The following is an 11,962-nucleotide window of genomic DNA, read 5'->3' on the forward strand; positions in this document are numbered from 1 at the left end:
GATAAGTTTTTAACTGATACTTTTCTTTTCTTTGCATTCACTTTATGCATATACTTAGAACAACATATTTATCATTAGGAAGCAACCAAGGAAACAAACTTGAAAACCTGCAAAAAGCCATTGACTTAATTGCTGAAAACATTGGATCAGTCCAAAAAATTTCATCGGTTTACAAAACGGCTGCATGGGGTTTTGAAAGCGATGATTTTTACAATTGTTGCATACAGGTCTCAACAGGTTTAAATCCAGAAGATTTATTAAAAAACATTCATAAAACAGAAGTTTTTTTAGGAAGAAAAAGAACTGCCGATAAGGTTTACAAAGCCCGAACTATTGATATTGACGTTTTATTGTTTGATCAAGAAATTATTTTTTCGAAAGAATTGATTGTTCCGCATCAAGAAATGCTAAATCGCAAATTTGTAATGGTTCCTTTGGTTGAAATAGCGCCAAATGTTATACATCCTATTGAAAAACTACGATTACAAATTTGTTTAAATAATTGCACAGATACTGGTGAAATTGAAAATACCCATTTAAAATTAATACGACCTGTTTCGCTTTCTGAAAAATACAATTACATTGCTATTGAAGGCAATATTGGCACTGGAAAAACGACACTTTCGCGTATGATTGCTGAAGATTATAATGCGAAGATTATTTTAGAACGCTTTGCTGACAATCCGTTTTTACCAAAATTTTATGAAGATAATGATAGGTATGCATTTCCGTTAGAAATGAGTTTTTTAGCAGACCGATACCAACAACTTTCAGATGATTTAGCGCAATTTGACTTGTTTAAAAACTTTATAGTTTCTGATTATTACATTTTTAAATCGTTGATTTTTGCGCAGGTAACCTTACAAAAAGAGGAATATTTTTTATACCGAAAAATGTTCGATTTGATGTATAAAGAAATTTCGAAACCCGATTTATATATTTATTTATATCAAAATACGCCTCGTTTAATTGAAAATATTAAAAAACGAGGAAGAGATTACGAGCAAAATATTTTACCCGAATATTTAGATAAAATTCACCAAGGATACAATACTTTTATCAAAACCGAAGAGCAATTAAACACTTTAATTATTGATGTTTCTGACAAAGATTTTGTAAACAATCCTGAAGATTACAAAGCCGTAATTGATTTGATTAAAAAAGCTGAGTAGAATTGTTTTAGTTGTTGGTTGTTAGCTTCTCTCCACTCAGCTTAAGATCACAACTTCTTCAATATAATTATGGCTTCGACTAAATTTAACCTGAATCAGAATAGAAAGACTTAGACACCAAAAAACTTCTAACTAAAAACTACTTTTTTAGTTCTAATTTTTCAGCAAAATAGTCGCAAAAATCGCGCATAGTTGCACTCATTTTATGATCATCGGTAGCACGTTCAAAAGTAGCAGCCATAGAAACCAACGTTTGATGAAAAAACTGTTTCATTTCATCAACAGGCATATCTTTTGTCCATAAGTCCATTCTTAAAGTATCTTTGGCTTTGTTATCCCAAACCGAAATCATCAAAGCCTTCGCTTCTTCATTAGAAATATCACTTTCTTCAGCGGTCCAACTTAATTTTTCAGGAATTTTATTTTCATCTAAACCTATTTTAAATTCAATTTTTGAAGTATGTTTTACAGCCATTATTTTTTTGGTTTGTATTTTGAGTTTTTAAATATTTCTTCGGCATTGGTTTGCAAAAGTTGCTGCAAAGTTACATCATTATTTTTCATATACGACCTTACTATTTGCCAACCCAACCAAACACCTATTCTACCAGGAGATTCTTTATCAATATCTATATAAAATTTAGAAAAAGGAGCTTCAAAAATAAAGCGAGAATACAAGTCACTATCTGTACTATACAACAATTTATTTTCAACAAAATATTGCCAAACATACAGTTCATTTGTTTGTGCCCAATCCAAATTTTCTTTGCTATAACCCATTTTTTGAGCATCAGAAACAGTTGGTAAATAACAATCTAACTGGTACATTTTTTTACCTTCATTGATAATTAAATCAACAAATTGCCTGTTTTTTTGAGGCGAAAAATAAGCTTCACCAATGGCAAAGGCAATATCAACTGCTAACTGAGATTTATCGTAATTACGCGCCAAATACATTGGAAAATCTTTATAAATTTCATCTGTACCACCCAAATACATATCCAATGAAATAAATAAATAATCTTTGGTGTACAGCACTTTATTTCTATAATCTAAATCTGTTATAAGCGTAATTATTTGAGGAGATTGAAATGCCGGATGGTAATATTTAATATGCTTAAACAATGTTTCAACTTGCTTTTTTTCAACTTCAAAATCGCCAAAAACCCTTTGCGCCTCTTTAAATAATATCAATTCACCTTCATCATTCATTCTATTTAACCAAATACTATCTGGAGTTTGCTCAGGAAATAAAAAAGGATATTCTTTTTTTAACTCTGGAAGTGTTTCAATAGTAGTAGTGTAAAATTTTTGATCAAATCTATCAACAGACACATTTACATCAATTTCAGAAACATCAATACTTTCTTTCACTTCATTTTTACAAGAAATTATTGACAATAAAATAATAAGTAGGCCTAAAAATTTATTCATTAAATACTATATTTACAATTCTATTTTTTAAAACGATAAAATTACTAAAAAAGTTTAAGTATGGATACTGAAAAAGTTGTTGATTATATAGTTAATTGGTTAAAAGATTATGCAACTAATGCAAAAGTTAAAGGATTTGTAATAGGAATTTCGGGCGGAATAGACTCGGCAGTAACTTCAACCTTGTGCGCAAAAACAGGTTTTCCGGTAATGTGTGTTGAAATGCCTATTCATCAAGCTGAAAATCAAGTATCAAGAGCTTATAAACATATTGATTGGCTTAAAGAAAATTTTAAACAGGTTACGGTTGAACAGGTAAATCTTACAAATGTTTTTGACAACCTTATGGCTGCTTTCCCTCCTGTTGAAAATGAAGAAGACAGATTGTTGTCTTTGGCAAACACAAGAGCGCGACTTAGAATGACTTCATTATATTATTTTGCGGCACTTCACGGTTATTTAGTGGCTGGTACAGGTAACAAAGTTGAAGATTTTGGTGTTGGATTTTTTACAAAATATGGCGATGGCGGTGTAGATTTGAGTCCGATTGCTGATTTAATGAAATCTGAAGTATATGTGTTGGCTAAATATTTGGGCGTAAATTCAGAAATTATAGAAGCTGCACCAACTGATGGTCTTTGGGGAGATGATAAAACAGATGAAGATCAAATTGGCGCAAGTTATGATGAGTTAGAATGGGCTATGAACCAAGCTGAATTAGGTAAAACCGCCGCTGATTTTAACAATAGAGAAAAAGAAGTTTTTACAATATATGCTCAAAGAAACAGCGCCAATAAGCATAAAATGGAACCGATTCCTGTTTGTAAAATTCCGAAGGAATTGAAAAATTAAACCATTATATAATGAAACAATTATTGCTATTTGCTTTTATTTTTGTACTTTTTTCTTGTAAAGAAGTTACCAAAACTGAAAAAACGGCTACAATAGAAAATGCAACCGAAATTACTATTGAAGAAATTAATTACAACGGTTTGGAATTGTTGTTAAATAAGCAAGACGATAAAACCTATGTGATTAATTTTTGGGCAACTTGGTGCAAACCTTGTGTTGAAGAATTGCCTTCTTTTCAGCAATTGTATGAAAATTACAAAGGCAAAAACGTGGAAGTGATTTTGGTGAGTTTGGATTTTAAAAATCAGGTAGAAACAAGATTGATCCCTTTTATAAAAGAGCATAATTTAAAACCAACTGTTGTTTTAATGGTCGACCCAGATCAAAATACTTGGATTCCAAAAGTAGATACTGAATGGTCTGGAGCAGTGCCTGCAACCATGATTTACAATAAAAATAAACGTGCTTTTTTTGAGCAATCTTTTACTTATGAAAAGTTAGAAACTGAATTAAATAACATTTTAAAAACCAATTAATTATGAAAATTTTAAAAGTAAGTTTTGTATTAATCGTGTTTATTTTAGTGTCTGCCTTCACTATAAAAAACACACTAGATGGTTATAAAATTGGCGATATAGCAACCGATTTTAAATTAAAAAATGTAGACAACAAAATGGTTTCTTTGTCTGACTACAAAAGTGCAAAAGGATTTATTGTAATTTTCACTTGCAATCATTGTCCGTTTTCTATTGCTTACCAAGATAGAATTATTGCTTTGGACAAAAAATACAAAGCAAAGGGATATCCTGTAATTGCCATTAACCCAAACAATCCTGCAATTTCTAAAGGAGATGATTTTGAGGCAATGCAACAAAGAGCCAAAGAAAAAGGATTTACTTTTCCATATTTATTTGATGAAGGACAACAAATTTACCCGCAATATGGTGCTACAAGAACACCTGAAGTTTATTTGTTAAACAAAGAAAACGGCAAATTAATTGTTGCGTATATGGGCGCCATTGACAACAATTCTCAAGACGAAGCTGCTGTTACTGAAAAGTATGTTGAAAATGCAGTTGATGCACTTTTGGCTGGTAAAAAACCTACTATAAATACAACCAAAGCCATAGGTTGTTCAATTAAAAAATAACCTAAAAAATAAAGCAAATTACACCACTCTATTTAAGCGTTCGGCCAAACGAATTTTTAGTTGGGTGTAATTTGTTATGTTTTCAAGGGTTAAATCTCTTTCACTTTCACTCATTTCTCCAATAAGTGATTTTATTTTTTGCTCAATTAAAACGCGTCTCAAATTATAAATAGCATCTAAAACAGCTTTTGTTTGAACATCGATTCCTTTTTTTACAGGAATTCCTTTTTTATCCCAATCACTTAAAACATATTTTTCATCATCCATTAAAATACTTGTAACCAAGTTTGATATCTCTGAATTTGGGTGATTTACCAAGCCATCTATTGAAATAACTTCATCTTGATTTAAATGATTTATGACTTCAAAATAGACTTCTCTAAAAATTTTGGTAGCAAATTCAATTTCATCTTCCTGTAAACTTAAGTATATTTCTTTTGAAACAACATTTATGAATTTTTCTTTTTTGAGTCTTCTCCCATTTCCATCTACCGCATCTTCAGCTACATAATCTTCAAATTCATCAGAATTATTTCCGTACAATAACAATATCCTAACAATTTCTCTTTCGTATTTTTCTAATTCATCAACCTTTTGAGTTGGCAGTGTTTTTTGAAACTGCGCAGCTTCTGGGTATAAAAATTCAATTGGAGGTTCATTAGGATCCTTATTTGGATTTGGATTTGGGCTTGAAATAGGCGCACTTTTAACCTGACTTTTTTGAATTGGTTTAGATGCATTGTCTCGCTGAACTTTACTGTTAAGTTGTGCCAACTCACTAAACAATACAGTTTCTGAAATATCCATAATTCTTGAACATTCCTTTACATAAACTTCTTGCTGAATGCGATCTGGAATTTTTGAAATGCTAATTACAATATCTCTAATCAATCCTGCTTTTTTAACAGGATCATTTTTCGCTTCATCCATCAACAATGAAACCTTAAAATTGATAAAATCCTGCGAATTATTTTTTAAATAGTCAGTTAATTCTTCTTTTGAAACTCTTTTAGAAAAACTGTCGGGGTCATCACCATCGGGAAACATCAAAACACGAACGTTCATTCCCTGTTCTAAAATTAAATCTATTCCACGAATAGAAGCTCTTATACCAGCGGCATCACCATCAAAAAGAATGGTAATATTTTTTGTTAACCTGTTGATTAAACGAATTTGATTTTCGGTTAATGCAGTACCAGATGAAGCTACTACATTTTCTACACCAGCCTGAGACATAGAAATTACATCAGTATAACCTTCAACCAAATAACAAGTATCTTCTTTGGCAATACTTTGTTTTGCATAATGAATACCATATAAAACGTTGCTTTTATGGTAAATATCACTATCTGGAGAATTTAAATATTTAGCAGCTTTTTTATCGTTAACTAAAATTCGCCCACCAAAACCTAACACCCGGCCACTCATACTATGAATTGGAAACAACACACGACCTTTAAAACGGTCAAATTGTTTGGTGCCATTTGGTGCTAATAAATCTTGTTTAACAATACTAAGTCCCGTAGATTCTAAATATTTAAGATTGTAACCTTTATTTAAAGCTTCGTTGGTAAAAGCATCCCATTCATTTAAAGCATATCCAAGTTGAAACTTTTTAATAGTTTCATCGGTAAAACCACGTTCTTTAAAATAACTTAAACCTATGGCTTTTCCTTGCTCATCTTCAAGCAGTATTTTTTGAAAATAATCTCGGGCAAATTCTGAAACCAAATACATACTTTCTCGCTCATCGGCATGTTGCTTTTGCTCATCGGTCTGCTCAATTTCATCGATTTCAATATTGTACTTTTTTGCCAAATACCTAATGGCTTCAGGGTATGAATAATGTTCGTGCTCCATTAAAAATGAAACAGCATTACCACCTTTACCTGTACTAAAATCTTTCCAAATTCCTTTTACTGGCGAAACCATAAAAGATGGTGAGCGTTCATCGGAAAACGGACTCAACCCTTTAAAGTTGCTTCCTGCTTTTTTTAGCTGAACAAATTCACCAATAACCTCCTCAACACGAGCGGTTTCAAATACAGTATCTATGGTAGTTCTGGAAATCAATTTTAAAAAGGAATATTAATTATTTAAGGCTACTAAATTACTAAAATTAGATAAAAAAATCACCCAATAATATTTAAAGGGTGATTTAATTTTATCTTAAATGTTATTTTTTATTAAGATGCTGCTTTCAATCTTTTCAATGTAGATTTATTGATTTTATCTTCAGCATATTCTTTGGTAATTTTCAACTTATCATCCTCAGAACCTGGCATTTCAAACATTGCATCTGTTAAAATAGCTTCACAAAGCGAACGTAAACCACGCGCACCTAACTTGTATTCAATAGCTTTATCTACAATATAATTCAATGCTTTTTCATTGATTGAAAATTTGATACCATCCATTTCAAACAACTTTTCGTATTGTTTAATAATAGAATTTTTTGGTTCGGTTAAAATAGATCTTAAAGTACCTGCATCTAATGGATCCATATGTGTTAAAACTGGCAAACGACCAATAATTTCAGGAATCAATCCGAATGCTTTTAAATCGCTTGGAATAATATATTGCAACATATTGGTCTCATCAACCCGATCTTCTTTGATAGAAGCGCTATACCCTACCGCCTGACGATTTAATCTTTTCCCTATAATTTTATCAATTCCAGAAAATGCACCACCAGCAATAAATAAAATGTCTTTTGTATTGACTTCAATAAATTTTTGATCGGGATGTTTTCTTCCCCCTTTTGGCGGAACATTTACTACAGACCCTTCTAACAATTTAAGTAAAGCTTGTTGAACTCCTTCACCAGAAACATCTCTTGTTATAGAAGGATTGTCACCACCCTTGCGAGCAATTTTATCAATTTCATCAATAAAAACAATACCTCTTTCTGCTTTATCTACATCATAATCTGCAGCTTGTAACAAACGTGTTAAAATGGTTTCAACATCTTCACCAACATAACCTGCTTCAGTTAAAACAGTTGCATCAACAATACAAAAAGGAACATTTAACATTTTTGCAATAGTACGTGCAATTAACGTTTTTCCTGTACCTGTATCACCAACAATTACAATATTACTTTTTTCTATTTCAACAACTTCATCTTTATCTTTAGATTCTGGTTGCAACAAACGTTTGTAATGGTTATAAACTGCTACAGACATTACACGTTTTGCTTGGTCTTGACCAATCATATACTGATCAATAAAATCCTTAATTTCTTTAGGCTTTTTCAAAATTAATTCTGAAGAAAGTGATGATGAACCACCTTGAGCAAGTTCTTCCAACACAATTCCGTGAGCCTGCTCAATACACTTATCGCAAATATGTGCATCTAAACCTGCAATTAACAAATCCGTTTCTGGTTTTTTTCTTCCACAAAACGAACATTCTAAAACTTCATCTTTCGCCATCCTATTGCTTTTAATTGTTGGTTTTTAAAAAAACCAAATTTATTTTCTAACTAAAATTTCATCAATCATTCCATAAGCTTTTGCTTCTTCAGCTTTCATCCAATAATCTCTATCAGAATCGTTGTGAACTTTTTCCATAGTTTGACCTGAATGTTTTGAAATTATCTGATACAATTCATCTTTTAATTTCATTATCTCACGTGCTGTAATTTCGATATCACTAGCCTGACCTTGAGCTCCACCCAAAGGTTGGTGAATCATTACACGCGAATGTGGCAATGCAGAACGCATTCCTTTTTCACCTGCACACATTAAAACAGCGCCCATAGATGCTGCCATACCAGTACAAATAGTTGCTACTTTTGGTTTGATAAATTGCATCGTATCGTAAATTCCTAAACCTGCATATACCCCACCACCTGGAGAATTGATATAAATTGAAATATCTTTTGAGTTATCTACACTTTCTAAAAATAACAATTGAGCCTGAATAATGTTGGCTACATAATCGTCTATAGCAGTACCTAAAAATATAATTCTATCCATCATTAAACGAGAAAACACATCCATTTGTGCTACGTTTAATTGACGCTCTTCAATAATATAAGGAGTTACACTACTTACCAATTTATCATAGTGCATGCTGCTAATTCCTTGTTGCTTTGTTGCAAACTTTTTAAATTCTTTTCCGTAATCCATTTTCAGGGTTTTTTTAAACTATTAAGGTTGTAAATATAAGAAGTATTCATGAAATATACATTCAATAATTATTTTAGTATAGGTAAACTCATGCTATATAACATTTTTTTATGAAAATCGGATTTATTTATGGGTGTAGCTTCTATATTTTGATTTTATTTTGAAGTAAAATACATAAAAATCATTTCTTCTAAAGGTAGCTACTAAAACAAATATGATTATTTTTAATTACCATATTTAAATTACTTAAAAAGTTTACTTAAAATTTCAAGTGGGCTTTTATTATGCCTAATTATTTGTTTTAGGTATATTTGAACTTTAAAATTAAAGCAAATGAAAATCTCGATTAAATACACTTTATTCTTTTTATTTTTTTCAACAATACTAATCGCACAAAGTGATAAAGAACGTTTTGAAAGTATTAATATAGAACATTACAAATTGGCTATTGAAGTAAATGATGCCAATAATAAAATCAAGGGTGAGATAAAAATTTTTATGCGTTTTAGAAAAAACGTAACCTCATTTGATTTAGACTTGGTTGAACAAGATACTGAAACAGGAGAAGGCATGAAAGTTACCTCTATTTTTCAAAACAATACTTCGGTAGATTTTACACAACAAAATAACAAATTAACAATTACACCAAAACATATTTTCCCAAACCTTACTTATACCTATACTATTGAATATAGTGGTATTCCAAAATCTGGCTTAATTATAGGGCAAAATAAATTTGGAGACCGCACTTTTTTTGGAGACAACTGGCCAAACCGAGCTCAAAACTGGTTTCCTTGTGTAGATCATCCTTCAGACAAAGCGACTGTTGAATATATTGTAAAAGCACCTGAAAAATACCAGGTTATTGCAAACGGTGTAAAAGTTAGAGATACTGTTTTAAAAAACAATGTAAGACTTACTCATTACCAAAATAAAGAGGTTTTACCAACAAAGGTAATGGTAATTGGAGTCGCAAATTTTGCTGTAGAAAAACTTGGTGAAACACAAGGTGTTCCTGTTTCTAGCTGGGTATATCCTCAAAATGAAAAAGAAGGATTTCACGATTTTTCAACTGCACCAGCAATTTTAGATTTTTTTATTGAAACTATTGGCGAATTTCCATTTCAAAAATTAGCCAATGTACAATCTTCAACAGAATATGGAGGTATGGAGAATGCAAGTGCCATATTTTATCCAGAAAATGCCATTACTGGTGAAGGCAAAATTGATGCTTTAATGGCTCACGAAATTGCGCACCAATGGTTTGGAGATGCTGTTACAGAATCTACTTGGTCTCAAATTTGGCTTAGTGAAGGTTTTGCAACTTATTTTGCCGATTTATATGTTCAAAAATCAAAGGGATATTCTGTTTTTCAACGTAGAATGGGATTTGAACGAAAAAAAGTACTGGATTTTTACAAAAAGCAACAAACACCAGTAGTTGATGTTAAAACTACCAACTTAATAGATTTGTTAAATCCAAATTCTTATGAAAAAGGCGCTTGGGTTTTACATATGTTAAGAAAAAAATTGGGTGATGAAGTGTTTTTTAAAGGTATTAAAACCTATTATTCTAACTACAAATACAGCAATGCATCAACTGCTAGATTTCAAAGTATAATGCAACAGGTTTCTGGCAAAAATTTAGATGTTTTTTTCAATCAATGGTTAACATTATCAGAATATCCAATACTTAAATCTAACTGGATTTACTACAATAACAAGGTTCGTTTAATGTTAGATCAAACACAAAATACCGCTTTTGAATTTCCTTTAGATATTGAATTAATTTATACTGATGGTACTTCTGAAATAAAAACAATTCAAGTTACTTACAAAACTGAACCGTTTGTTATTGAAGGTCGTGGCGAAGTAAAAGAACTAAAATTTGACCCTAACAACTGGCTATTATTTCAATTAGCTGAAGAAGAATAATAATTTTAAACTATTATTATTTTCAATAACTTAATTATTGTTCATCTTTTGTAATTTTAACTTTAAAATCTGGTGTTTCAACCAATTGAAATGTTGCAGACGCAAACTTAACATGTCCATTAGTAGCTTCAACCTTTTTAAGTATTTGAGTAAACAAAGCTGTTTTTGTAATGCGACGTTTTTTATAATTTACAATGTAACGCAAGGTATATTCCACCCAATTGTCATTGGCAATTAGCGAAACCATTGGATCTGTTTGCGCTTCTTCTAAACGATATTTATTTTGAAGTGTTTTCCATTTTTCTAATGATAATTGACTCAAATCACCAGCAACATCTTTTCCAGCTTGTTCAAGTATTTCTTTTGCCAAATCGTAATCACTACCATATTGAATCGGAATTTTTATTTCATCCCATAAAAACGGAAAATCTCCTGAGTAGTTAAAAACGGGTTCTTTAAAAACAAAACTATTGGCAATTAAAACAATTCTTCCGTTGTACAAATCACCATCAACCCATTGCCCTGTTTCCATAATTGTAGTACGAATAACACCAATATCCATTACATCACCTTTAATTCCACCTAATTGAACCCGATCTCCAATTTTATAAAAACCACCAAACATAATAGCCACCCATCCGGCAAATGATGCAATAATTTCCTGCATAGCAAATGCAATACCTGCACCCGCAACTCCCAATGCTACTGTAAGTCCGCCAAGCTGGTCACTAAAAACAATTGTCAACATTAAAATAGTCAATATATAACCAAAAAAGCTACTAAACTTTTTTGCTCTATACCTATTGTCGCTATCTTTAATTTTAGTAAATAAGTTTCGCTGAATTGCTTTTATTACAAGCCAAATAATTACAAGACATACAATTATTACCAATGTTTTTTGGATAGTAGGCTCAAGTAAAAAAAATTTGATTTGATCTTCCATAACATCTCAATTTATTAGTTTTTAAAATCAAGTTGACTGCTTACTTAAGTGTAAATTTACTAAATAAGATGCACTACTTTTAATTGCACAATATACCTAACTAATAACTACACACTATAAATTTACAACTAAACTGGGAATATATTTAAATTAACAGTCATTAATAGCTGCCTACTGTATATAAAAAAACAAGAAATTAACCTTTTAAATCATCAAAAACAATCAACTAACTATCAGTCACTTGTTAAATCATATGGTTTTGTACAGAAAATTAAGTAAATAATCCCCGGGGCAAGCCCACGGGGCATTATTATTAGAATAAATTTAGCTGTGAATCCTTATG

11 protein-coding genes are annotated in these 11,962 nt (G+C 31.1%); 5 read left to right on the plus strand and 6 right to left on the minus strand.

Going from position 1 to position 11,962, the window contains the following annotated elements; translation table 11 throughout:
- Positions 1 to 44 precede the first annotated feature (44 nt).
- Positions 45 to 1,172, plus strand: coding sequence for a 2-amino-4-hydroxy-6-hydroxymethyldihydropteridine diphosphokinase (folK, locus tag EC396_RS06110; protein ID WP_129365823.1), 1,128 nt, complete (start codon positions 45 to 47; stop codon positions 1,170 to 1,172).
- Between the two features lie 139 nt (positions 1,173 to 1,311).
- Here folK and gldC read toward each other — a convergent pair whose 3' ends face one another.
- Complete coding sequence (gene gldC / locus EC396_RS06115; protein ID WP_129365824.1) at positions 1,312 to 1,647, minus strand: gliding motility protein GldC; 336 nt, start codon at positions 1,645 to 1,647, stop codon at positions 1,312 to 1,314.
- A complete protein-coding gene (gene gldB, locus EC396_RS06120) occupies positions 1,647 to 2,606 on the minus strand; it encodes a gliding motility lipoprotein GldB (protein WP_129365825.1) in 960 nt (319 codons plus the stop codon). Before gldB ends, gldC begins: the two co-directional genes overlap by 1 nt.
- Before the next feature lie 60 nt (positions 2,607 to 2,666).
- Here gldB and nadE point away from each other — a divergent pair, with 60 nt between their 5' ends.
- The 3 genes from nadE to EC396_RS06135 are packed head-to-tail and all read left to right on the plus strand — an operon-like array spanning position 2,667 to position 4,608.
- Positions 2,667 to 3,458 (plus strand): NAD(+) synthase, encoded by a 792-nt coding sequence (gene nadE, locus EC396_RS06125; protein ID WP_129365826.1) that lies wholly within the window; start codon positions 2,667 to 2,669, stop codon positions 3,456 to 3,458.
- Positions 3,459 to 3,469: 11 nt separating this feature from the next.
- A complete protein-coding gene (locus EC396_RS06130) occupies positions 3,470 to 3,994 on the plus strand; it encodes a TlpA family protein disulfide reductase (RefSeq protein ID WP_129365827.1) in 525 nt (174 codons plus the stop codon).
- A gap of 2 nt (positions 3,995 to 3,996) precedes the next feature.
- Positions 3,997 to 4,608, plus strand: coding sequence for a thioredoxin family protein (locus EC396_RS06135; protein WP_129365828.1), 612 nt, complete (start codon positions 3,997 to 3,999; stop codon positions 4,606 to 4,608).
- Between the two features lie 18 nt (positions 4,609 to 4,626).
- On the opposite strand, the gene dnaG is transcribed toward EC396_RS06135, so the two are convergent.
- From dnaG to clpP, 3 genes are all read right to left on the minus strand, one after another.
- The gene (gene dnaG, locus EC396_RS06140) at positions 4,627 to 6,681 is read right to left on the minus strand and encodes a DNA primase (RefSeq protein ID WP_129365829.1); all 2,055 of its coding nucleotides are present in this window, start codon (positions 6,679 to 6,681) and stop codon (positions 4,627 to 4,629) included.
- 113 nt (positions 6,682 to 6,794) lie between these two features.
- Positions 6,795 to 8,042 carry an ATP-dependent Clp protease ATP-binding subunit ClpX gene (clpX, locus tag EC396_RS06145; protein ID WP_129365830.1) on the minus strand — a complete coding sequence of 416 codons (1,248 nt, stop codon included), beginning with the start codon at positions 8,040 to 8,042 and terminating at the stop codon, positions 6,795 to 6,797.
- A 39-nt stretch (positions 8,043 to 8,081) separates the two neighbouring features.
- Complete coding sequence (gene clpP, locus EC396_RS06150) at positions 8,082 to 8,741, minus strand: ATP-dependent Clp endopeptidase proteolytic subunit ClpP (RefSeq protein ID WP_129365831.1); 660 nt, start codon at positions 8,739 to 8,741, stop codon at positions 8,082 to 8,084.
- Positions 8,742 to 9,074: 333 nt separating this feature from the next.
- Between clpP and EC396_RS06155 the strand changes: the two genes are divergently transcribed.
- A complete protein-coding gene (locus EC396_RS06155) occupies positions 9,075 to 10,676 on the plus strand; it encodes a M1 family metallopeptidase (RefSeq protein WP_129365832.1) in 1,602 nt (533 codons plus the stop codon).
- Between the two features lie 34 nt (positions 10,677 to 10,710).
- Here the strand turns inward: EC396_RS06155 and EC396_RS06160 are convergent, their stop codons facing one another.
- Positions 10,711 to 11,619, minus strand: coding sequence for a mechanosensitive ion channel family protein (locus EC396_RS06160; protein ID WP_129365833.1), 909 nt, complete (start codon positions 11,617 to 11,619; stop codon positions 10,711 to 10,713).
- Between the last annotated feature and the right edge of the window lie 343 nt (positions 11,620 to 11,962).

Origin of the sequence: Lutibacter sp. HS1-25, assembly GCF_004121075.1 — a bacterium.
GTDB lineage: Bacteria > Bacteroidota > Bacteroidia > Flavobacteriales > Flavobacteriaceae > Lutibacter.

Bases quoted from the DNA above. Each gene is read 5' to 3' on its own strand.
- folK (WP_129365823.1), top strand. From the start codon at position 45: ATGCATATACTTAGAACAACATATTTATCATTAGGAAGCAACCAAGGA.
- gldC (WP_129365824.1), bottom strand. From the start codon at position 1,647: ATGGCTGTAAAACATACTTCAAAAATTGAATTTAAAATAGGTTTAGAT.
- gldB (WP_129365825.1), bottom strand. From the start codon at position 2,606: ATGAATAAATTTTTAGGCCTACTTATTATTTTATTGTCAATAATTTCT.
- nadE (WP_129365826.1), top strand. From the start codon at position 2,667: ATGGATACTGAAAAAGTTGTTGATTATATAGTTAATTGGTTAAAAGAT.
- EC396_RS06130 (WP_129365827.1), top strand. From the start codon at position 3,470: ATGAAACAATTATTGCTATTTGCTTTTATTTTTGTACTTTTTTCTTGT.
- EC396_RS06135 (WP_129365828.1), top strand. From the start codon at position 3,997: ATGAAAATTTTAAAAGTAAGTTTTGTATTAATCGTGTTTATTTTAGTG.
- clpX (WP_129365830.1), bottom strand. From the start codon at position 8,042: ATGGCGAAAGATGAAGTTTTAGAATGTTCGTTTTGTGGAAGAAAAAAA.
- clpP (WP_129365831.1), bottom strand. From the start codon at position 8,741: ATGGATTACGGAAAAGAATTTAAAAAGTTTGCAACAAAGCAACAAGGA.
- EC396_RS06155 (WP_129365832.1), top strand. From the start codon at position 9,075: ATGAAAATCTCGATTAAATACACTTTATTCTTTTTATTTTTTTCAACA.
- EC396_RS06160 (WP_129365833.1), bottom strand. From the start codon at position 11,619: ATGGAAGATCAAATCAAATTTTTTTTACTTGAGCCTACTATCCAAAAA.